At 49.5% G+C, this 23,079-nt stretch carries 19 protein-coding genes; 13 read left to right on the forward strand and 6 right to left on the reverse strand.

The window, feature by feature from the left end; all coding sequences use genetic code 11:
- The first annotated feature begins 89 nt into the window (after positions 1–89).
- Positions 90–833, forward strand: coding sequence for an IclR family transcriptional regulator (locus ACRRNK_RS03430; RefSeq protein ID WP_433945415.1), 744 nt, complete (start codon positions 90–92; stop codon positions 831–833).
- Positions 834–953: 120 nt separating this feature from the next.
- Positions 954–1,262: a hypothetical protein gene (locus ACRRNK_RS03435; protein WP_433945416.1), complete on the forward strand. Its 309-nt coding sequence runs from the start codon at positions 954–956 to the stop codon at positions 1,260–1,262.
- 81 nt (positions 1,263–1,343) lie between these two features.
- On the opposite strand, the gene ACRRNK_RS03440 is transcribed toward ACRRNK_RS03435, so the two are convergent.
- From ACRRNK_RS03440 to ACRRNK_RS03450, 3 genes are read right to left on the reverse strand one after another with little or no spacing between them, the layout of a single operon-like run.
- The gene (locus ACRRNK_RS03440) at positions 1,344–2,984 is read right to left on the reverse strand and encodes an alpha/beta hydrolase family protein (RefSeq protein ID WP_433945417.1); all 1,641 of its coding nucleotides are present in this window, start codon (positions 2,982–2,984) and stop codon (positions 1,344–1,346) included.
- 43 nt (positions 2,985–3,027) lie between these two features.
- Positions 3,028–4,128, reverse strand: a complete 1,101-nt coding sequence (locus tag ACRRNK_RS03445; RefSeq protein WP_433945418.1) for a DUF1648 domain-containing protein — start codon at positions 4,126–4,128, stop codon at positions 3,028–3,030.
- Positions 4,129–4,130: 2 nt separating this feature from the next.
- Positions 4,131–4,532, reverse strand: coding sequence for a GntR family transcriptional regulator (locus ACRRNK_RS03450; RefSeq protein ID WP_433945419.1), 402 nt, complete (start codon positions 4,530–4,532; stop codon positions 4,131–4,133).
- Between the two features lie 174 nt (positions 4,533–4,706).
- Here ACRRNK_RS03450 and cysK point away from each other — a divergent pair, with 174 nt between their 5' ends.
- A complete protein-coding gene (gene cysK / locus ACRRNK_RS03455; protein WP_433946793.1) occupies positions 4,707–5,642 on the forward strand; it encodes a cysteine synthase A in 936 nt (311 codons plus the stop codon).
- Positions 5,643–5,984: 342 nt separating this feature from the next.
- Here the strand turns inward: cysK and ACRRNK_RS03460 are convergent, their stop codons facing one another.
- A complete protein-coding gene (locus ACRRNK_RS03460; protein WP_433945420.1) occupies positions 5,985–7,166 on the reverse strand; it encodes a copper amine oxidase N-terminal domain-containing protein in 1,182 nt (393 codons plus the stop codon).
- Positions 7,167–7,321: 155 nt separating this feature from the next.
- Positions 7,322–10,045 carry an aconitate hydratase AcnA gene (gene acnA, locus ACRRNK_RS03465; protein WP_433945421.1) on the reverse strand — a complete coding sequence of 908 codons (2,724 nt, stop codon included), beginning with the start codon at positions 10,043–10,045 and terminating at the stop codon, positions 7,322–7,324.
- Between the two features lie 328 nt (positions 10,046–10,373).
- Between acnA and ACRRNK_RS03470 the strand changes: the two genes are divergently transcribed.
- The 8 genes from ACRRNK_RS03470 (at position 10,374) to ACRRNK_RS03505 (ending at position 17,494) form a co-directional block, all read left to right on the forward strand.
- Positions 10,374–11,375, forward strand: coding sequence for an amidase domain-containing protein (locus ACRRNK_RS03470; RefSeq protein ID WP_433945422.1), 1,002 nt, complete (start codon positions 10,374–10,376; stop codon positions 11,373–11,375).
- Positions 11,376–11,402: 27 nt separating this feature from the next.
- Complete coding sequence (locus ACRRNK_RS03475) at positions 11,403–12,497, forward strand: D-alanine--D-alanine ligase (RefSeq protein ID WP_433945423.1); 1,095 nt, start codon at positions 11,403–11,405, stop codon at positions 12,495–12,497.
- Between the two features lie 2 nt (positions 12,498–12,499).
- Entirely contained in the window at positions 12,500–12,820 is a 321-nt protein-coding gene (locus ACRRNK_RS03480; RefSeq protein ID WP_433945424.1) for a hypothetical protein, read from the forward strand.
- 114 nt (positions 12,821–12,934) lie between these two features.
- Positions 12,935–13,936: a UV DNA damage repair endonuclease UvsE gene (gene uvsE / locus ACRRNK_RS03485; RefSeq protein ID WP_433945425.1), complete on the forward strand. Its 1,002-nt coding sequence runs from the start codon at positions 12,935–12,937 to the stop codon at positions 13,934–13,936.
- Positions 13,937–14,027: 91 nt separating this feature from the next.
- Entirely contained in the window at positions 14,028–14,798 is a 771-nt protein-coding gene (fabI, locus tag ACRRNK_RS03490) for an enoyl-ACP reductase FabI (protein ID WP_433945426.1), read from the forward strand.
- A 236-nt stretch (positions 14,799–15,034) separates the two neighbouring features.
- Positions 15,035–15,925, forward strand: coding sequence for an inositol monophosphatase family protein (locus ACRRNK_RS03495; RefSeq protein ID WP_433945427.1), 891 nt, complete (start codon positions 15,035–15,037; stop codon positions 15,923–15,925).
- Positions 15,926–15,947: 22 nt separating this feature from the next.
- Positions 15,948–16,196, forward strand: a complete 249-nt coding sequence (locus ACRRNK_RS03500; protein ID WP_433945428.1) for a hypothetical protein — start codon at positions 15,948–15,950, stop codon at positions 16,194–16,196.
- A 17-nt stretch (positions 16,197–16,213) separates the two neighbouring features.
- Positions 16,214–17,494: a stalk domain-containing protein gene (locus ACRRNK_RS03505; protein WP_433945429.1), complete on the forward strand. Its 1,281-nt coding sequence runs from the start codon at positions 16,214–16,216 to the stop codon at positions 17,492–17,494.
- Positions 17,495–17,678: 184 nt separating this feature from the next.
- Here the strand turns inward: ACRRNK_RS03505 and ACRRNK_RS03510 are convergent, their stop codons facing one another.
- Positions 17,679–18,887 (reverse strand): hypothetical protein, encoded by a 1,209-nt coding sequence (locus tag ACRRNK_RS03510; protein WP_433945430.1) that lies wholly within the window; start codon positions 18,885–18,887, stop codon positions 17,679–17,681.
- A gap of 342 nt (positions 18,888–19,229) precedes the next feature.
- Here ACRRNK_RS03510 and ACRRNK_RS03515 point away from each other — a divergent pair, with 342 nt between their 5' ends.
- Together ACRRNK_RS03515 and ACRRNK_RS03520 are read left to right on the forward strand one after the other, a co-directional pair.
- Positions 19,230–21,491 carry an alkaline phosphatase PhoX gene (locus ACRRNK_RS03515; protein ID WP_433945431.1) on the forward strand — a complete coding sequence of 754 codons (2,262 nt, stop codon included), beginning with the start codon at positions 19,230–19,232 and terminating at the stop codon, positions 21,489–21,491.
- 43 nt (positions 21,492–21,534) lie between these two features.
- Positions 21,535–22,992 carry a multicopper oxidase domain-containing protein gene (locus ACRRNK_RS03520; RefSeq protein ID WP_433945432.1) on the forward strand — a complete coding sequence of 486 codons (1,458 nt, stop codon included), beginning with the start codon at positions 21,535–21,537 and terminating at the stop codon, positions 22,990–22,992.
- The last annotated feature ends 87 nt before the right edge of the window (positions 22,993–23,079 follow it).

Here is a 23,079-nt window from a genome sequence, read left to right on the forward strand (position 1 = left end):
AATGAGCTGTAGACGGAACGTCATAGTTTGGGATATACTTTATGTAACTGGGTTTCATAGAGTGAAACATTGGGGAGGGGCTTTCGGAAATGGAAGACCGGAAATTAACCGTACGTGCCGTGGAAAGGGCACTGGATATATTAATGTGTTTTACCAAAGCTGAAGATCTGGGACTTACGGAAATTTCCAGCCAGATCGGGCTTCACAAAAGCACGGTTCACCGCCTAATGGCTACACTGGAAGAGAAGGGATTTGTCATTCGGGATGCCGCTACGGAGAAGTACCGTCTTGGGCTGAGAATATGGGAGCTATCGGCACATCTGTCCCATAGCGATAACCCTGCTGTATTGCTGCTGCCTCAGTTGGAGCAGCTTCGTGACCGGCTTGGCGAGACAGTGAGTCTGTATCTTCTGGACGGTATGGAGCGTCTGCGCATCCAAGCAGTTCAGAGCAACCAGGCTATACGCAGAGTGGCTACGGTCGGAGCCCGGCTTCCGCTCTACGTGGGAGCCTCCAGCAAGGTGCTTGTAGCTTTTGCGGATCCGGGAACGCTGCAGGCCGTGTTAAACAGTCCGGACTGGCCTGCTTCGGTGGACAAAGAGGACTACATCCGCCAGATGGAGGAGATCCGCAGCAAAGGCTTTGCTACCAGTTATGAGGAACGCGAGCCTGGAGCCGCCGCCGTCTCGGCTCCGATCTTCAATCATGCGGGCCAAGCTGTTGCGGCATTGTCCGTCTCTGGTCCGGTCAGCCGCTTGTCTCCGCAGACCTTGGTCGAGTTCGGACCTGTCCTTGTACAGGCTGCACGGGAAATGGGCATGATGATGAATTGATCAGTCGCAAATGAGGAAAACTTAAGAGACCTGTATCCGGTTAACTACGGAGAGGGTCTTTTATTGAGAAATGCACCGTGCATTGGATAATTACTCCACGTTTAGAGAGGGGGAGAATTGTTGATCCTATGGTTACTCTTTTGGAGCATTGTACTGGTTGCCGGATTCTCTGTGAGCCGCGGCAAGCTGTACAGCCTTGTGACCAAAGGCCGCAGGGACATTACTCCGGGAATGGTATTGAACCGAGTTTTTAAATGGATTGGATTATATTGTTACTCCATCGCCACAGTAGGCGCTTTAAGAGAAATTGCTCCTTTAGTGGTAAATATGAACCCTTATATCCCCATGCTTAACATTATTCTGGTCTCTTATGTATTTACAGCAACGCTGATTATGCTTGTAAGACTTCGTCAGTTGAAAGTGGAATAATAACATTTTCTAAATGCATGTTTATAAAGAACCAAGGCCAACCTATTGAGGTTGGCCTTGGTTCTTTCTGTTCATTAGTACTTAGTTCTTCGAGATATTCTTCACCCAAGCCGTAATGTCATTGACCATTGATTCAGCCACATGGGCTGTTTGAGCGTATTCGGCACCAGTCGATACACCTTCATATTCACTGAGCAGATGATTGACCTTCGGATAAGATTTGAATTCTACATCCGTCCGGTTCTTCAGCTCGCTCTTCCAGGTGCTAAATTGATCCATAGGTACCTGCCAGTCATTCTCGCCCGCAAGAATAAGAAGAGGTCCCGTCTGGGTCTTGGCCACATCTACTGGTTTGTAATCCTTGAGGGTGTACCACCAATAAGCTGAACCCACCGGGAAGCTGCTTGGCAGATGATCCGGGGAATACTGCGGATCATTGAGCAGCTTGGCTACCGCCGTCCATACCTCAGCATTCTTCTCATAAGGGGCAGGGTCTCCGCCCAAGCTTTTCACACGATTGATGAGCTCTTGCTGCTGCTCCAGAGCCACATCGATGAAGGAACTGCTTGGACCGGCAAGCATGATGGAGCCTTTGATATTGCGTTCGTCCTTATCGGCATTCAAAATAAGTGGAAGGGCGAAGCCGCCTTGGCTGTGACCCGCAACGAAGATATGGGAGCGGTCAATATCTTTGCGTGTGCTGAGGAAGCGGACGGCCGAGATGGCGTCATCCACAGTCTCCTGTTTGATCGTAGCTCTCGGATTAGCTGCGGACTTGAATGTATGCTCATAGGAAATTTTATCATAGCGTAGAACAGCAATTCCCTGGCTGGCCAGACCGTTAGCCAGATCCCGAAATGGCTTCGAGCCGCCGATAGTAGAATCTCTGTCATTAGGTCCCGAACCGTGGACAAGCACAACCACCGGAGCAGGTCCACCGGACACAGGCTTGGTCAATACGCCAGGCAGAGCGAAGACACCTTCCCCAATCGTAACTTCCTCTTCTGTATAGGAAGAAGGATTAACGTAAGATGGATTTGTATAGGCTGCCATACTTGCAGGTCCAATGAACAGATCATCTACCTTTCCTTCTTTGTTCAGACGCAGCGTGTAGTTAAGCGGAGCTCCAGCCGTCTTGAAAGAATAGGTGATATTCGTATGCACGCTATTGGGAGTTACCGTTCTTGACAGCTGAGTAGTTGGAGTCCCATAGACCTGAGCATACCCTTTCCACAGACCTTGGAGCTGGGGACCGGTTATGGATAATTGGAAAGCCGGGCTCATCAGCTTCTGGGCCTGCGCAGAGTCACCTGATCTTAGAGCCTCAATAAACGAGTCCCCCGGAAGGCCAGCTTCTGCAGGGGGAGCTGTGACCACAGGGCTGTCTGTGAACCATTTGGTAACCGCATCCGGCGAGATCAGGGCCTGGTTCCGAACAACCCGTAATGTATCGGAGAGTGTAACGGGTTTGCCGTTTAATTTTGCGGTCTTCTTCCCGGCTGTCATAACAAGAGTTATGCTCTTTTTTGTAAGGGTTACGGTTTGGGTCTTTTGATTCCATGTTACTGCTGCCCCGATCCTAACCGCGGTATCCCTTACGGGAGCTATGGATGAAGAGCTCTTGGCCGCTGCACCCGCGGAAGCGGGAAGGGAGAGACTAAGTGCAATAGATGCTGCTACTGCGGTATGCAGTATTTTGATGCGTGTACTTTTCGACATCATGGTTGCCTCCTATAAATTAAGTAATATATGAGTGAATACTGACCTAGGGGGCCAGAAAGCTGATGACAAGTATAATAATCACAAATGGAGCTAATAAGATCAACCAAGCAAGCGGCCTTGCCATGTTCAGAGTCCAGCCAATGCCCATTCTTTTCTCTACAAAAAGGGAAGGGTCCTTCGGGTTATAGTACATGTTGCCAAGCTTCCAATAGGCATCGTCATTTACGGCTTCAGCACTCGAAATATCCGAAGAACGGCCGATCCGGCTGCCGCCCTGTCCGGTCTGAATAGACATAATAAGGGCTGAGATAACGATAACGACTGGAATAGTCAATGTTAAGGGCATCAGCACCTCCGGGCTAATCTGGTGGAACATGCTAAGCTGCATTAACGAGAATAGGAGGATCATGAGAAGACCTGTCATAAGCGTGAACATGGACCATTTACGCCGGAAAATAATATTTTGCTGGGCAGATGCTTCTGCTTTTCTAGGATCAAGCTGCTGTTTGCTCTTATGAATACTGCGATTCACCGTATAGAATAGGAGCAGCATGATGACCTGCATGATGTTCGGGAAGAACATGGACGAATACGACTTGTCTGCGGATCTGATCACCTCTCCGGTCAAGCTGTATTGCATCGCAATGGAATCCGGTGCTTGATCGTAATACATCCATGTCAGAAGAAAGCTTACTACGATGATAACAAGATGGATGAGAAACCATGTGTTCGAGTAGACTAGTCTTTGCTGGCGAAAGCTTGTATCGATGACCAGTCGTTCCCTGGTATGAGGTACCGCTGGCTGAGCGGCTTTATAGCGTTTCATTCTTATATAGAAGAACCCTTGGATTAAAATAATACTAGCAATGAGAATGACCAAGTAGGCGGGAAGCGCGTAACGCAGGACTTGCTCATTCATGGTGAACAGAGCTGCAGCCATCGCCAGAAATAACAGGAAATGAATGATTCCAGTTACCCAGGCATAAGATCTGCGCATCCGGCGAACAGGCTCACTGTAATACATCTCCTCAGACACGGAGATACCAAAGCTTACCGTCCTTCTGGTGAGATAGGGAGTCGCAATTAGAGCGGCAGAGATCGCCGCGAACATAATAATCAGGATTAAGGCTGAGAGCCAATACATGGTTAGATACCCCTTTCATGCTCTGTAGGTTTGAGTTCATCATAAATATGTCCTGCAATAGTTAGAAGCTGCTCCTTCGTCATTCCTCTGCAGATCGCTTCGGCAATTATGGATCTGAGCTGCCTTTGCTGCTGCTGAACATATTCCTCCGTGATCGGCGGCATGCCTTCCGGATTGATGACGACCCCCTTCTGACGATGGACCAGAATGAAGCCTTCCTGTTTGAGCAGAGTATAAGCTTTGTTCACCGTGTGGAGGTTTATTCCAATATCAGACGCCATACTTCTAACTGAAGGTAGCGCGTCTCCCGGCTCTAGGCGCCCGCTCGCGATGCCTTCTATAATCTGATTGATTAGCTGGGTGTAAATAGGGACATCAGATTGCATATCAAGTTCGATAATCATGAGTGAGGCCTCTCTTCTATCTGTTATATTTGAAATATAACAGATAGAATTCAAATTGTAAATAGGTACCTCCATTTGAGTATTAACGAATCATCCCGTATATTAGAGGGAAGTAGTTACAAATCCGATTAAATGAATTGGAAAAACACTATTTTGTGTGAAAGGGATGTACATATGCCGAAAATTGCGAAGAATTTAACGGAGCTCATTGGGAATACACCCTTGCTTGAACTCAGTAATTATGCAGAGGACAAAGGGATTCACGCTCGCATTCTGACCAAGCTGGAATATTTCAACCCTGCGGGGAGTGTGAAGGACCGTACCGGATTTGCGCTGATTAAGAGCGCGGAAGAGCAGGGCCTGCTTCACAAAGACGCGGTAATTGTGGAACCAACTAGTGGAAATATGGGAATCGGGCTTGCCTTTGCGGCCGCTGCGCTCGGTTATAAGCTGATGATTACGCTCCCGGAGACCTTTAGTATTGAACGCCGCAAGCTGATGCAGGCTTACGGAGCTGAAATTGTATTAACCCCAGCTAGTGAGGGAATGGCAGGCGCCATTCGCAAGGCTGAAGAGCTGGCAGCCGAAATTCCGAATGCGTACATTCCCCAGCAGTTCAACAACCCTGCTAACCCCAATATACATAAGACGACGACAGCTGAAGAGATTTGGCGGGATACCGACGGAGAGGTAGACATTTTTGTAGCGGGAGTAGGAACCGGCGGAACGATTAGCGGAGTAGGTGAAGTGCTCAAGCAGTATAATCCGAAGGTGCACATTGTTGCTGTGGAGCCGTTTGATTCTCCGGTGTTATCCGGAGGCAAGCGGGGGGCCCATCAAATTCAGGGGATCGGTGCAGGCTTTGTGCCTGATAACTATAATGTAAAAGTGGTAGATGAGGTTATTAGAGTCAAGAATGAGGATGCCTTCGAGACGTCCCGCAGACTTGCCCGTACAGAAGGGCTGCTGGTTGGAATATCCTCGGGCGCCGCAGCTCATGCAGCAACAGTACTTGCCGCCCGTCCGGAGAACAAGGACAAGACAATCGTGGTTGTCCTCCCGGATACGGGAGAACGTTATCTGTCTACGAATCTGTTCCAGGATGAGTAGATAGAAGAAGTTGTTTCAGGCGAAAATTCACTTGGCTGGGGCAGCTTTTTTTAAAACTAGATTCCACACCATCGCTTAGATGGGCGCTGCGAGAACGGACCATTGTTCCAATCGCTGTTGTGTCCAGATTTTCTCTTTCCTCTTAGCGGTAAAAATCCGGACACAAAGGCGACCGCTTCGCTTTTCCACAATCGTTTCGTCCTCTACGCTAGTAAGCGAAAAATAACTCTACAAGCCACAAAATGACCACAATCCAAGAGCAGCGATCCTCCCATAACAGGGGATTCGCTGCTCATTTGACATTTACGATTTTGAACACATGGACAGAACCGTCCACAGTGCTTACAGCCAATCCTTCGCTTTGACGCTCAGTTTATGCGTCTTATTATCGAAAAAGCTGCGGTACTCGAGATCAATGATCCCATCTTGCTCCCCTTTTACGATGAGCCAATCTCCGAAATAGGGAAGGTCAATCGTATTGAAAAATTCCTGATCTTCCTTGTCCAGAAGCTCATTAAGCACTTTCTTCTTGCCTGTATCAGGGTTAACAAGAGTGAGCATTCCAGTCTTGTTAGGTCTAATAAGCAGGTAATCATCGCCCATGCCTTCCACGCTGTAGAGCTCATTATATCCGCCAAGCTTCACTAGATCGTATTCTTTTTCTAAAGACCCATCCTTGGGATTAAGCATTTGAAGCTGTTTTCCATCTGTTAAGATCGGGTGGTCCTTGAAGCTGGAAATGTTGACACTATCACGCTGGAGGTATTCTACAGATGACTGCTCTAGCACTTTATTATCTTTGATATATAGAGCTGTGTGAATGGTATGCACCATTGGATCGCCATAATTGTCCGACACGGTAACAACAAACTCTCCAGTCTGCAGGGTATCGACTCTAACGTCAACAATATCAACAGAGTGTTTCTTGAAGTCTATCTTGCTTGTAAGTATAGCAGCCTTGGAACCTGACGTGTATTGATAGAGCTGGCCGGTCGATTTGTTAAACCAAAAGGCATTTGCAGTGTTATCAGGGGAACGTCCCATCTCCACGTTATATATTTCTGGGTATGAAATGGACGCCTTTCGTTTTGATCCTGTCCAGCCCACCTGGGCTCCCAGGGACTGAGCAATGAATCGAAGCGGAACATAGACTGAGCCATTCCTCATAATGGTTGGAGCTGTTAGCTGGGTAGCTTGTCCATTAAGTCTTGCGGACTGGCTGCCAGGCTTCAATTGTACGGTATGCCTTGGTGCATAAATAGACACTTCCTTGGCTGCTTCATTCCAGATCACAACAGTCTTAAGCATATCCGATACCAGGCGAAGAGGCACATATACTCTTCCTCTGGAATCTAAGAAAGGAGCCTTATCGGACTCTACTATTGATCCGTTAAATTCAAGTTTGATCGTCTTGTTAGAGGAAGACGACGCTGCTGAGACGGGGCTGCTGAGAGCTGCCAGACTTCCGGCTGTCAGAGCGAGTGATAAGCTTACCCGGTACAACCGATTTAGTAATTTTGACATATGAATGATCAAATCCCTTCCAGTAATATACATATTTGACGCTTACCGAAAAGACATAGTTGCATAGTTCTGTAAGAAAGCGAAAGAAAAAAGCCTGCAACCCAGGGATTTAATTCCCGAGTTACAAGCTCTTTCTTTAATATTCTTAGTTATTCTTAGTTCGCTGCAGATTCTTTGATCATCTGGCGAAGTACAGTTTGCAGGATACCGCCGTTATGGTAGTAATCTACATCAACCATGCTGTCCAGACGGGCAACTACCGTGAACTCGAACTGAGTTCCATCCGTGCGTGTAGCGACCACAGTCAAAGTCTGTCCTGGCTTAACTTCATTGTTAATGCCCAGAATATCGAACGTCTCTGTTCCATCGATACCGAGCGTCTTCCAGCTATTGCCTTCCTGGAATTGAAGCGGAAGGACGCCCATGCCGACCAGGTTGCTGCGGTGAATACGCTCAAAGCTCTCAGCGATAACCGCTTTGACACCTAGAAGGAAGGTACCTTTGGCTGCCCAGTCACGGGAGCTTCCTGTACCGTACTCTTTACCTGCGAGAACGACAAGATTGGTACCATTGCTTTGATAGTTCATCGAAGCATCATAAATGGACATGATCTCATCGGTTGGAAGGTACTTGGTCACGCCGCCTTCGGTCCCTGGAGCGACTTGGTTACGGATACGAATGTTCGCAAACGTACCACGCATCATGACTTCATGATGACCGCGGCGGGAACCGTAGGAGTTGAAGTCCTTGCGGGCTACGCCGTGATCGTTAAGGTACAATCCAGCCGGGCTGGTAGGTGTAATGTTACCTGCTGGAGAGATATGGTCCGTTGTAACGGAATCGCCAAGCAGGGCAAGTACACGCGCGCCGCGGATTTCTTCAATATCCTGCAGACCGTCTGCAAGCTTCTCGAAGAACGGAGGGTTCGCGATATAAGTGGATTTCTCGTCCCACTCATACAGTTCGCCTTGCGGTACAGGAATGGAATTCCAGCGTTCGTTCTGTGTAAATACGTTCTCGTATTTGCTTCGGAACATGGCAGGGCTGACGGATAAGCCGATCGCATCTTTGATTTCTTGCGATGTTGGCCAGATGTCCTTCAGGTAGACCGGGTTACCTTCCTGGTCATGACCCAGCGGATCGTTCTGCAGGTCAATGTTCACGGTTCCCGCAAGAGCGTAAGCCACAACGAGCGGAGGTGAAGCCAGGTAGTTGGCTTTGACCTGAGCATGAACACGGCCCTCAAAGTTACGGTTACCGGAGATTACAGCCGCTACAGTCAGATCATTGTCTGCAATAGCCGCGCTGACTTCATCCGGAAGCGGACCGGAGTTACCGATACATGTAGCACAGCCGTAGCCGGCAACATGGAAGCCAAGCTGCTCCAGGGAGTCGATCAGACCCGCCTTCTGAAGGTATTCTGTTACCACGAGGGAACCAGGAGTCAAGCTGCTTTTCACATAAGCTGGCTTAGTCAGACCGCGTTCTACGGCTTTCTTCGCGAGCAAGCCTGCACCCAGCATAACGCTAGGGTTGGAAGTATTCGTACAGCTCGTAATCGCAGCGATGACAACCGCGCCTGTACCAAGCTTCGTTTCGCGTCCATCCGGATGCTTCACGTCAACGGTCTTGGCGATCTTCTCATCGCTGAGGCCGTAACCGCCTTTTTCCACAGGAGTACGAATAATATCGTTAAAGTTCTTCTTCATATCTGTCAGTTCGATGCGGTCTTGAGGACGCTTAGGACCTGCAAGGCTCGGTACCACAGAAGCAAGGTCAAGCTCAATCAGATCCGTGAACTGTGGATCTTCAGTTTCGCTGGTACGGAACATACCTTGAGCCTTGTAGTAGGCTTCAACCAGAGCCACTTGCTCGTCTGGACGGCCTGTGCTGCGGAGGTAGTTCAGGGTCTCGTCATCAACCGGGAAGTAACCGATTGTAGCGCCGTATTCTGGAGCCATGTTAGCTACAGTTGCGCGGTCAGCAAGGCTGATATTGGCAAGGCCTGGTCCGTAGAACTCTACGAATTTACCAACTACGCCTTTTTTACGAAGCATTTCAGTAACGGTCAGGGCAAGGTCGGTTGCCGTTGCACCTTCAGTAAGGCTGCCTGTAAGCTTGAAGCCGATAACCTCAGGAGCTACGAAATACAGGGGTTGACCAAGCATACCAGCTTCGGCTTCAATACCGCCGACACCCCAGCCTACCACACCAAGACCATTAATCATGGTGGTATGGGAATCCGTACCTACGAGGGAATCCGGGAATACAACAGTCTCCCCGTCAATTGTCTTCGTAGCTGCCACGGAAGCGAGGTACTCCAGGTTAACCTGGTGAACGATACCTGTAGCCGGAGGAACAGCGCGGAAGTTGTTGAACGCGGTCTGAGCCCAGCGAAGGAAACGGTAACGTTCTTCATTACGTTCGAACTCTACGTTCATGTTATATTCAAGAGCTTCAGGAGTACCAAAAGCATCAACCATGACAGAGTGGTCAATAACGAGGTCAACCGGTACAAGCGGGTTGATCTGTTTTGGATCGCCGCCAGCTTTCTTCACGGTATCGCGCATCGCCGCCAGATCGACAACCACCGGTACGCCGGTAAAGTCCTGCAGTACGATACGTGCGGGAATGAAAGGAATTTCCTTGTTGCTGTCCTGACCTTCGGTCCAGTCGGCAATTTGTTTCACATGCTCTTCCGTGATAGCCCGGCCGTCAAATTGTCTGACCGCAGCTTCAAGAAGTACTTTAATGGAGAAAGGAAGCTTGGAGACATGGGCGAACCCTTGATCTTCAAGTGCCTGCAGATCATAGTAACGGTACGATTTGCCGTTGACGTCAAGACTGCGGGCTGCAGAGTACTGATCTTTAATGGACATGTAGTTGACCTCCTAAAAATATTGCGCGAAGTAAGCAGTGAGAATCCGAATGTAGAGGTATTCAGCCGTGCTTTTTCGACTTAGTTTCATTAGGTGAAACATAATTTCAAAATATTATCTTATTTAAGTATACCGCTTACTTTGAAGTGAGTAAAGTATTTTTTATTGGTTAAAAGCACGTTTTAAGCGGTTTTTCAGAGGGGAAGATCCGGCTTATCCAGCCTAAACATACTGACTGCTGTCTGCTCATATAAATGAAGAAACAGAGGAAGGCCTATTTGGCATGGACGGCCTCTCTGATGTGGATTTGTGAAGGAGGCATGAAGTCATGGCGGAAGAGTGGAAAGGCGCATTATCCGCTTATATACACCAGCAGAACAAGGATGAGGTGGATTTCCGTCCCAATGCTGTACCCACGATCGTCACGGATCTGGATTATTTGATTCAGCGGGGAGAGAGAAGAGAGGCGTTGTCCGAGTGGTACGATAGAAGAAGGGCCATTCCCCTGCGGAGTGAGACCAGGGCCAAGCTGCTCAGGGAACTTACGAACCGCCAGGATGAAGTTCAGGTGGATCTTCAGCTTCACCGGACCATTTATTATGAGAAAGGAGGGGTCACCCACAAGGAAGAGCGCATTGATGTGGAGCGGCTGACCCTCCAGCGTGAGAACGGAGACTGGTCTATTATTCGAGTGGACATTCAGGTAGCCGAAAGGCATCCGCATACGGGGCTCCCTTATACTGCCGAGGATACAGATCTTGAAATTCCCCGTTCATTAGCTAGTCCCTATTTGAATCGTGAGGTACTAGGGTTTGGAGGGCAGGGAAGGGGGAGTGCTTATAATAGGGCTGAAGCCGCCGCCTACGCCGACCGCTGGTGGAACAGCGCCAACCCGGAATTTCAGGAATTTGCGGTAGACTGCACGAACTTCATCTCTCAAAGCCTCTTTGCAGGCGGAGCCCCAATAAACTATACTGGAAAAAGAGAATCGGGCTGGTGGTACAAGGGATACGTTGGTGCAAAAGAAGCCTGGAGCTTCAGCTGGTCTGTTGCGAACAGCCTGGAACGCTACCTAAGCGGAGGCGGGCTGGGTGCCAAGGTTGTTGACCGCCCGCAGCAGTTGGATTTAGGCGATGTAATTATCTATGACTGGGATGGCAATGGCGCTTATGAGCACAGCACAATCGTAACCGCATTCGATGCCGGGGGAGCGCCGCTGGTGAATGCCCATACCACGAACAGCAAGCACCGGTATTGGGATTACCGCGACTCTTACGCCTGGACGAAGAATACGGTATACCGCTTCTTCCATCTTGCAGACCGGTTCTGATCATAATTAAGTGAAGAGAGGTTAACCATGGGACAGGATAAGTTAACCGTCGGTCTGATCTACGGCGGTAAGTCTGGCGAGCATGAAGTGTCGCTTCAAACGGCCTTCGCTGTGATGAATGCTTTTAACTATGATAAATATGAGGTGCTTCCTTTCTATATTACGAAGCAGGGAGAATGGAGAGTCGGAGGTGTGTTATCGGCTCCTTACGGTGAGCTCGGTGACCTGCGTCTCGAGAATGGTGCAGGCAATACATCCGATGCTATTCAGCAGCTGTTCAGCAAGCTGGCTACGGGCCAGGCTGCTGTCGATGTCGCCTTCCCGCTGCTTCACGGCACTTACGGGGAAGACGGTACAATACAAGGCTTGTTCGAGATGGCGGGTCTTCCTTATGTCGGTGCCGGCGTCTTATCTTCAGCGGCAGGAATGGACAAAGCAGTAATGAAGAAGCTGTTCGCCGATGCTGGCCTCGACCAGTGTAAATACTGCTATTTCACTGGTGCGCAGTGGGAGCGTAACACGCATACGCTTATTCAGGGGATTGAAGAGAAGCTTGGGTACCCATGCTTCGTCAAGCCTGCTAACCTGGGCTCAAGTGTAGGGATATCCAAAGCTTCCAATCAGGAAGAGTTGAATAAAGCCGTGGCTTATGCGCTTCGTTATGACACCAAAGTAGTGGTGGAGGAATTTGTGGAAGCCCGTGAGATCGAGGTCGGAGTACTCGGCAACGATGAAGCTGAAGCTTCCGTTCCTGGTGAGATTGTATCTTCGAGCGAGTATTACGACTATCAGGCCAAATATCTGGATGGCAAATCCCAGATGGTCATTCCTGCTGAGCTGGATCCTGAGGTAGCAGACCGGATTCGCGACCTCGCTGTGAAGGCATTCAAGGCTACTGAGGGCAGCGGTCTATGCCGTGCGGACTTCTTCCTGAAGGCAGACGGAAGCCTTCTTATTAATGAAGTGAATACAATGCCTGGCTTCACTCCGTTCAGTATGTATCCGCTGCTCTGGAGAGAGACCGGTTTATCCTACGAAGCGCTGCTTGATCGTCTGATCGAGCTGGCTCAGGAACGATTTAACACGAGACAAAACTTAGATTTCAATAACGGAGTGAATTAATTATGGGATTCCAAACTGAATTCAATTCCGTCTGCAAGTTCAAGAACGAGCAGGAGCTGTACGAACTGCTGGAATATGGACGCGGTAAAATGGTTAAATCCGGCCTGCGGGTGTTCCCGACCGGACAGAAAGTCATTGCCTACACGCCGGACAACCGTGCTGTTGCCATCGTGAAGATTCTCGGCTGTATCGCCGAGATTAACTTTAACGGAGACGAAGTAACCGAGGTGGAGATGTCTCTTGTCCGCCCTCTGAATGAAGAGGAATCGCGGATTCAGACGGCACTTGCGTATGAGATGTTTTTTGGTGAACATCAAGGGTAATCTTATAATGAATGATTATTCCTGAATTGAGGAATAACACAAGAGAAGACCGTTAATCCTGTGAGGATTAACGGTTTCTTTTTCATCATTGAAGAGATGCAGGTGAGTATATAAATGATTGTCCGTTTTGGTTATGTGGCCATGTCCACCGTCGTGAAGAACGCTTCCCCGTCCAAGACCATGACCTATAAGAGCTTCGGGCAGCTGGCTGACCGGGAGGCGGCACTTCGCAGACTGGAGCATGTGGCTGCTGAGAATCTTCATAACACACTTCGGCTGTTGAAGCACAATCGCGCTTATCATATTCAGGTCTACCGTTTCTCTTCCAAGCTGATCCCGCTTGCCACTCATGGGGAGCTGAGGGACTGGAATCCATTCGCTGCACTTAGAGACGATTTCCGTGCTGTAGGAGATTATGTGAAGAAGGAGAAGATGAGGGTGTCTTTTCACCCGGACCATTTCACTGTTCTCAGTACACCTCGTCCAGAAGTGCTGGAGAGTTCGATCAGGGATCTGATGCATCATGTGAGCATGCTGGACGCCATGGGCCTGGATGCGAGGGCGAAGAACAACATCCATGTGGGAGGAGCTTATGGAGACAAGAAATCTGCGGCAGAACGGTTCGTTCAGAATGTGAGCGCGCTGCCGGACAAGCTTAAGATGAGGCTGACCTTTGAGAATGACGACAAGACCTTCAATGCTCCTGAGACTCTTGAGCTGTGTGAACAGCTTGGCATTCCAATGGTTCTTGATATTCATCATCAATGGGTGAATAACGAGGGCGATGATCCCGCGGAGCTGTGGCCCCGTATTCTGAAGACATGGCAATCCCCGTTCGCACAGGCTGATTCAGAACCAGGCAATCCTCTGCCTCCCAAGATTCATGCATCCAGCCCGAAGAGTGAGCATGATGCAAGAAGCCATGCAGATCATGTGGAGGCAGGCCCGCTGCTGGAATTCTTGCGCCGGATTGCGCCTGTTACGGAGAGGCTTGACGTGATGCTGGAGGCGAAGCTTAAGGATGGGGCGTTGTTTGACTTAATGGAGAAGCTGGCGCTATATTCCGGCGAAGGTGTTCATATTATTAATGAGGCCTCTGTGGAGATTAAGCCCTAAGCTCTGGGCGGCCAGCCTTGAAAACTTCAGGGAAATAAGGTAAGTTGGACGTAAGATGCGTGTCACACGCGACTGAAGGAGGACTTATTTAATGAGCAATTTATTGGAAGGCAAGAATATTATTATTATGGGTGTAGCCAATGACCGCAGTATTGCTTGGGCTATCGCTCAGAGCTTGGCGGCTCACGGAGCCCGCCTGGCATTTACATATGAGAGTGAACGGGTAGAGGGCCGTGTACGCAAGCTGGCCGAGACGATTCCGGGTTCCCTAATCCTGCCGTGCAATGTTACGGTTGATGAAGAGATTGATACACTCGCAGAGACGCTGAAGAATGAATTTGGCGTACTGCACGGACTTGTGCACAGCATTGCTTTTGCCAAAGCGGAAGATCTTGCAGGTGAATTTGCGGACACGTCCCGTGAGGGCTTCGCACTTGCGAATGACATTAGCGTGTTCTCCCTGGTGACTGTGGCCAAGCGTCTCTCCCCGCTGATGACAGAAGGCGGCAGCATTATGACCATGACATATATGGGTTCAGAGCGTGTAATGCGCAACTACAATGTCATGGGCGTGGCCAAGGCGGGACTCGAGGCTTCGGTTCGTTACCTGGCTAACGATCTCGGGCCGAAGAATATTCGCGTTAATGCGATTTCTGCGGGGCCTATCCGTACCCTTGCTGCTAAGGGCATCAGTGATTTCAACTCCATCCTCAAGCAGGTTGAAGAGAAAGCGCCGCTTCGCAAGACAACAGAAACAGCAGAGGTTGGTGATACAGCCATGTTCCTTCTGAGTCATTTGTCCAGAGGCATTACAGGTGAAGTTATCTTTGTAGATGGCGGTTATAATATCGTCGGAGCTTAAGCATATGTTAATAAAAGGTTCGTTACCGGGTATGTACAAGTTAAGACCCGGGAGCGGACTTTTTGTTCCTCATGGTATGGATGGCTTATCCGGACCATTAATGGATGTTTGTTCACATTTGCTAAATAAAGGCATCTTTCTGGTGTGGATACGGTTGACGAATTGCTCCTTGTTCAAGTAACGTATAGAGTGAAAGAAAAAAAGGAAAAATTTAGTAGATTAATACAGAAAGTAGAGTGAATGATTTGAACCGGAATGTGAACCAGAGCCATGATCAAGACCAAGTTCCTTATACAGTCAGCAGTAAAAGCCCAACAGCCGTAGCGATCAACGCTGCTGCCAAGACCGGGGAGTGGATCAAGACTAGACTCGGTAATCACAAGGAGCTCCACACGAAGCTTTCTCCGCAGGATCTTGTTACGGATGTGGACAAAGGAGCCGAGCTTATGATCCGTAAGCTGATCCTGACGCACTTCCCGGATCATGAATTCTTGGGTGAGGAAGGAATTCAGCCTGGCCCTGAGGCTTCTGCGGAGGCGCTTACCGCGTATGAAGATGCGGAATACCTGTGGATCGTGGATCCCATTGATGGGACTACGAATTTCGTGCAGGGATTTCCAGGCTTCTGTGTATCCATCGCACTCGCTCATCACGGAGAAGTCATTGTAGGTGTAATCTACGACCCTATACGTGACGAACTATTTGTGGCTGAGAAAGGCAAAGGAGCTTATATGCATGGGAATCCGACAAGGGTGTCGGGAGATAAGGATCTCGCGGGCAGTGTGATGGCCATCGGGTTTAATCCTGAACGGGACTTTGCCCTGCCGCTTAATATGAAGGGTATCGAAGCTTTGGCAACAAGAACACGGAGTCTGCGTGCGATAGGCTCGGCAGCGCTCCATTTGGCTTATGTGGCCGCTGGGCGGATGAGCGGTTATTATGAGGTTGGGCTTAACTCATGGGATATTGCTGCGGGAACGCTGCTGTTGCAGGAGTCCGGTGGTAAAGTGACAGACACGAAGGGGAATCCTTATCACCTTGGTGTTCGCCACATGCTGGCCACCAATGGGCTTATTCATCAGGAACTCCTGCAGGTCATTGAAGACGCTGGAGCTACAGGATTATAATTCTCTAAAGGGGGTTACCAGGATGAGTGAGGACAAAGAACTTGAACGTCAGCTAAGCGAGCTGCTTACTGAGGAGGCTGAACCTAGTGAGGAGGAGCGCCACGAGGAAGAGCGCAGACGGCTCTCGCCCAAGTATGAAATTCGCATTCAGACAGAGCTTGACCCCATTGTGGAGGAGACCCTCAAATACCGCAGTCTCGCCAAGGAAGTCGACGGGCGTTATGATGACTATTTGAAGAAGACCAGGAAGACAGATAAGAAATCGGAATAACTGGGAGCGTGTATTTGTTGAATTTACGGGCAGTTAACAAAAAGCATATCCTGAGCGGCGTAATGTCGCTCATTCTAATGATTGCAGGAGCTGGTTCTGCTGCCGCGGCGGCGGGCGGAACGGTACAGACTGCAAGCCCGGGCAGCTACAAAATTGTAGCCTTGGGGGATTCCATAACTGCGGGCTTCGAGCCGGCTATGGTCACGCAGGCTAACCCGAAGGCCTATGGGTATGTGGATCGGCTTCAGGAGCAGGGGCTGTTCCGGGGACGTACACAGACCGTGAACTATGGAATACTCGGATTAAAGACCGAGGGCCTAAGCCACTATGTTAAAGCCATTAAGGAAGGACGAACCTTGGCTCCCGATGAGATTCAGCCTGCTCTGGTTGACCCTAGGTCAGCCTCGTTCGGGCAAGGAACCGCCGCGGCCAAAGCCGATCTGCAGGGAGCAAGTCTAATTACCATTACTATTGGGGGTAATGATGTATCGCAGGTGATGGGGGCCGCTGCTGAAGGCGGGGCAGCTTCCAGCAATCTGGATACCAGTGTTGCCCAGCTGCTGGCAAATTATAAAACTAACGTAAGCCAGACATTAAGTGATCTAACGGAGCTGAATCCGAACGCGCAGATTGTGATCGCGGATCAATATCAGCCTGTACCTAAGCTTGCCGGTGCTGCCGCTTATGAGCAACTGGAGAAAGTTGCGGACGCTTTTACCGCATCGGTTGACGCATTGGCAGCGGAATTCACAGCCAAGGGCGCCAAAGTCAAGGTGGCCCACGTAGCTAAAGAGTTTGTGGGTAGTGAACTCTCCTATACCCACATTATGGAGAAGGATATTCATCCTAATCAGTTCGGTTACGAGGTGATTGCCAAAGTATTCGCCAAAGAAATCTGGGGAGAGTACCTGCAGCCCTCTACTACCCGGTCCAGTGATGTGCCGCTTACGATTATTGTGAAGGGCAAAGAGATCAGCAGTCCCTATAAGCCGGTCGTCAAGAACGGTCAGACCTTTGTAGCCATCAAGGATATTGTTACAGCTATAGGTGCCGCTACGGCCTGGGATAATCGCACGAGCAGTGCAACAATCAGCAGCGGAAACCGCAAGGTTGTCATTCCGGTTGGTTCCAAGACGATCAAAGTAGACGGAAAGAGCTTGGCTACAGCATCCCCAGCCTACTTGAACAAAGTGGGCAAAGAGACGAAGACCTATGTACCGCTCGCACTGCTTGCTCAAGGCCTTGGACTGGATGTGCAGTACAGCTCACATCTAAAAGTGGTATTTATTAATCCTTAATTGTGCTAGATGCAAGTAGAATTGCATTCCTTCTTATAAATAAGAGCCGTTCACGTTATGGGGTCAGTCCCTTTAGGTGAACGGCTCTTTATTTTTTTTATATGGACCCGCTATGAACCAGAGCTACTTCATGCCTTAATTATTTCATGTTATTGAATATTAAGCTTACCCTGTAGTCTCGCTGCTATTCTGATATGAAATAGAGCCCCAGGGGAACAGACAGGAAGGGCTGGATCATTGTAGTTAAGGTGAACGATGACGCACTGCTGATGATCCGGGTCTGTTTGTTCCCATAGCTATAGGACTTCACAGGTCCATTGTCGATCCGGTAATGAACATATCCGGTTGATTCACTGCGGGGAGCTGCCCCGTAAAGGGTATGGATATTTGCTTGACCAGATGAATTCTGAATCTGGATATTATAGATGAGATCGGTGAACCAGTAGGAACCGCGCTGTTTGTTATTTTTCCCGACCACTTCAGCAGGTGATTTCAGGGGCTCACCTTGCACATTCCAGCTCGTAGTCAGACGCTCCTGCTCGCCGGAATAGGCAAGGGGCTCAGAGTCGCTCACCTTGATATATTTAGCTGGAGAGTCTTCTTTAAGCTGGACCTTTAGGTCGACCCTACGGGCTGAATATTTCAGCAGTCCACGATAGTCGTCGCCGGTTTTGAAGTCAAAGTTGGTCTGGGCAATCCGAGGACTTGCGGCATAGTCCTCAAGCTTGGCGCTGCCATTATTCGTAACAATATCCGATACAATAACGGTCTCACTCTGTCCTGTCTTCACATTGACGGCACGGAAATCCCCAATATAATTCATGACTTGGTAAGGGGCTATAGAGGTGGAATAAGGCAGCACATAAGATTTACCCGGAGCAATTGTAGCCAGATAGGTTCCGCCAGTACCCGCGGACTGATTCAGGAACTGCTCGGTAGCCGACTTCAGGCTAGTAACCGGATCGGCTGAGCTTCCACTAGAATATCCTTTGCGTTTGATATAGAGCTTGACTGGGTTTGCGGCGGGATTTTTGACATGCATATAGAACGATACCAGCTTCTTGGTTGCATTCGTATGGACAGACCAGAAGCGGAAGCTGCCCTTCATCCGGTCACGGTACAGGGTATTATTGACCTGAACAACCTTGGAGCCGTCGGACCGATTGCCTTCGAACAAGGTCTCGGGCGCATTGGAAGCGAACACGGGAATACCTTCCTGCTTGAACGTGATTTGGTCGGCTGAGCCATCCTTTTGCAAGATCTGCACAGCCGTGTCGGGACGGGCGACAGTGTCAGTTAAGGATACATCCCCAGCCGCGAAGAGGGCAGAGGAAGGAAGAATCATAGCAGCAATGACAGCTGAGAGTAGTAAGGTTTTACGGAATGATTTCACAGGATACCTCCGGGTAGAATAGATTTTTAACGTTCATCAGTTCATTCAGTATAGACGCTTGGCTCAAGAAGAAAGTTCCAAGTAATAGAATTATTTTCCACACGTTCCCGCTGCTATTCCCCTACGAAAGCGTTAGCATCTCTCGCTGGGCCTGGTCAGTAACATACAATAGGCCACTCAATAACTTAACAATCAGCTAAAGTTCTCTTGGACTCAAGAGAGCTTGGTTGGTTATTTTTTACGTTCTTTTTACAATTACTGGATTCGACTTCATATGGAGCAAACATATCAGGTCTATGCTAGTAACTAAATATCTTTATTAGAAAGGTAGTGGGTGACGAAATGAAATCTTCTAAGTCTAAATTTATTAAATGCTTGGTGCCTGTCCTTGGACTGGCTTTGATTCTGCCCATAGCTTCCATTCCCGTGTCTGCAGCAGCAGGCCCGGTGGCCGCTCCCGTTAGCGTGAGATCCGTTGAATTTGTAGGCATGGATGCCCCCGCTACAGCGGAGCAAATGGCTCAGGTCTATACCAAAGCTTCCGTCAAAGTAACCTATTCGGATAATACCGAGAAGACTTTCCCGCTAGCCTATAACAAATTGTTCAAAACTACGGATTCCATTGGAGGAACCATCGCCGGAGTTGCAGTAGATTCCGCAGGAAAGCCCATTATGGACACGAGCGTTCCAAACAATCCACAGCCTTACGTATCCGATGATCCGGACTCCAACAGTCTGCTTCAGGTTCAAGGCGCTCCCGCTACTGGCTTGGGCGGCAATCCGCTGTCTCTGATTACTCATTATGAATACATCACCCATAATCAGGCTGGCAGCTCTGCATATGGAATTATTCCAGCCAGCATGAGCCATACGATTATTGACCAGAACAAGACGACGGGCGAGTTAACCCCTGTGAAACTGTCAAAAGTGGATTTCTCAGGTGTAGACGGCCTCTGGATTCCATGTAACGGTTCCTTAACTCCATGGAATACGCATTTGGGCAGCGAAGAATACGAGGCGGATGCACGGGCGTTCGAGGCCGATCCGAAGCAGACTTATGTGAATCCGTTCGTTCAGAGCTACTATCAGGATCAGACCAAGACTGGGAACCCGTATGCCTACAACTATCTGACAGAAGTGACGGTGAACAAAGACAATTCCACTTCGGTAGCCAAACACTACAGTACCGGCCGTTTCTCCCATGAGCTGGGTAAGGTTGCGCCTGACCAAAGAACCGTCTTCTTCGGAGATGATGGCGGGAATACGATGCTGTTCCTGTATGTTGCCGACAAGGTCGCAGACCTTTCCTCCGGTTCTCTGTATGCGGCCAAATGGATCCAAAAGAGCGCAGACAATGGCGGTTCGGCTGATCTTCAGTGGATTAAGCTTGGACATGCTACAGATAGTGAAGTGAAGTCCTATATTGATAAAGGGCTGAAATTCAGCGATATCTTCCTGACATCCGACAAAGCAGCTGACGGATTTAAAGCAATCAAGACCTATCCATCGGGTAAGGTTGAATATTTGAAAGTAAAACCAGGCATGGAGCAGGCCGCAGCGTTCCTGGAAAGCCGTCGTTATGGCGCTCTGCTGGGTGCAACTTCCGAATTTAACAAAATGGAAGGCGTGACGGTGAACGCGAAGGACAAGAAGACTTATATTGCGATGTCCTATGTGGAGAAAGCCATGGAGAAGGATACCAAGGGAACGGATCCTGCCGATGATATCCAGGTTAATAAAATTTCCTCCGGGGTTACCTATGAGCTTTCGCTTAGCGGAGGACAAAAGGACCGTGATCAGGCTGCGATCGACAGCAGCTATGTTCCAAGCTTCATGAAGGGTCTCGTCTGGGGCGAGGATCTTGCTCAGCCGGATGCCAAGGGCAATAAGGCGGCTGATGACAAGGTGGCGAATCCGGACAACCTATCCTACTCCGAGTCCCTGAGAACCCTATTCATTGGTGAAGACAGCGGAATGCATGCCAATAACTATGTATGGGCTTATAACATTGATACAGGCAAGCTCTCTCGTGTGCTGAGCACACCAGCTGGGGCGGAAGCGACAGGGCTTCAATTTGTAGAAGGCCTAAACGGCTTTAACTACGTGATGAGTAACTTCCAGCATCCAGGGGATGAGATGATTGTTGCCGATAACCTGAAGGCTGCGGTGGAAAGCAACATCAACCAAAATTTTAATAACAAATCTGCAGGGGTTGTGGGCTATATCTCTGGAGTTCCTACAGAGCAGCAAATGCTGGACGCAGTCGCTAAGGAGACGAAGCCCGAACCATCGGAACAAGAACCAGCCAAGCCAGAGGCCCCTTCCACATCTAATGGTCACGATTCTTCCAAGCCCGGCGTGCAGCCGACAGGGCTGATCGGTATCCGTCAAGCTGCTAAAGCCGCGGGGATCTCCCTTACGTGGAATGCGAAAGCCCATGAGGTTGTATTGGTTAAAGGCAAGCACAAGCTTGTTATTCGTGTGGATGCTCAGACGGCTGTATTGGATGGACAGACCATCAAGCTGCCGCTGAAGACTGTAATGAAGAAGGACTCTGTCTATTTCTCAGCAGCCGTATTCCAGCAATTCGCACAGCTTAAATAATAGTTATTCACGCAATACGCAAGCAGCAGAGGAGAAATTCAAAATGTCAAAACGATCCGGAGAAACTTCCCGGCTAGGTAAGGTCAAGGCTGCGCTGATGCTTTTAACCATGGTGTCCAGCCTTTTAAGCGGCGCCGTCTCCGCCCACTCAGATAGCGGCGGAACCAGCATGAGCGGAATGGAAGCCAGTGAGGCAGGGACTCGGATCAGTGTTAACGGGCATATGCTCACAGCACAGGCTCATATGAATGATGACCTTACGGATCTCCGGGTACCCCTTCGGGATGTAATTGAAGCGCTTGGCCTGCCATTGAAATGGGATGCCATACATAAGGCTGTGCTGATTGGACAGGAACAGGTTCCTTCGACCATGCTGGACAGTGCTGAGATGAGACACCATGCCCAGATGGGACATATTGGACTGTATATTCACGGTCAGCCTGCCAAAGTGGATGCAGACCCCATGATGATGAAGAACAGCGTGTATGTTCTGGCTGAAGACTTTGCTCAGGCTATGAGCCTGAAGTATACGTATGACGCAGGCGTTCATCAGGTTAAATTCATGACTCAGGCTGCGGCTGATCAATTCACAACCGAGCAGAAGCAGGTTGAGGATGTCCTAAACGGGGTAGGGATGGTGCCGCATATCACAGCGGACGGAACCAAAGAATTTACTTTGACCGCAGGGCTGCATGACTGGGCACCGCTGCAAGGAGTTCTAACTACGGCCTGGACCTTTAACGGTCAGGCCCCGGGTCCGACGATCCGGGTGACCGAGGGGGACCGGGTGCGGATTGTGTTCAATAACAATCTGCCCGAGCCTTCGACGGTGCACCTGCATGGCCTGCTTTTGCCGAATGCAATGGATGGGGTGCCTGGATTGACCCAGCCCGCGGTCCAAACGGGCAAGTCGTTCAACTATGAATTCACGGCCAGCCATGCGGGGACATTCATGTATCATTCGCATTACGATGATATGAAGCAGATCGGCTCGGGCATGTACGGAGCGTTCATTATCGATCCGAAGCAGCCGGTGAATGCCGCGGATAACGGAGGCACGCTGACTGACAATACGAAGACGGATCATGATTATACGATGCTGCTGTCCGGCTTTCATATCAATACTACGATGGAGGGGGAAGAGGATTACTATACGATCAACGGCCGCAGTTATCCGGATACCCCTCCGATCGAAGTGAGGCAGGGAGAAATCTCACGGGTTCGTCTAATTAATATTGACACGATGGAGGTTCATACGATGCATCTGCATGGCATGGATTTCTACGTAGTCGCCCGCAATGGCAGCCCGTTAACCAATCCAGAGAGAATGAACAACGTGATGCTGGGACCAGGTGAAACCGTAGATTTGATGTTCCGTGCGGATAATCCGGGGAACTGGTCCTTCCACTGCCACATTCTGGACCATACGATGAATGGGGAGTCGGATATGTCAGGTGGAGAGATGGGCGGCCTGGTTACTCTAGTGAAAGTGAAGCCGTGAATCTCTCAGATATGATATTAGAGAAACTGGAGCGGGAGAAACCAATAGAATAGTAGATATATAGAAGAACCCGCAGGCCCTCAAAGG

It is taken from the genome of Paenibacillus sp. SN-8-1, from assembly GCF_050995535.1.
Classification (GTDB): Bacteria; Bacillota; Bacilli; order Paenibacillales; family Paenibacillaceae; genus Fontibacillus.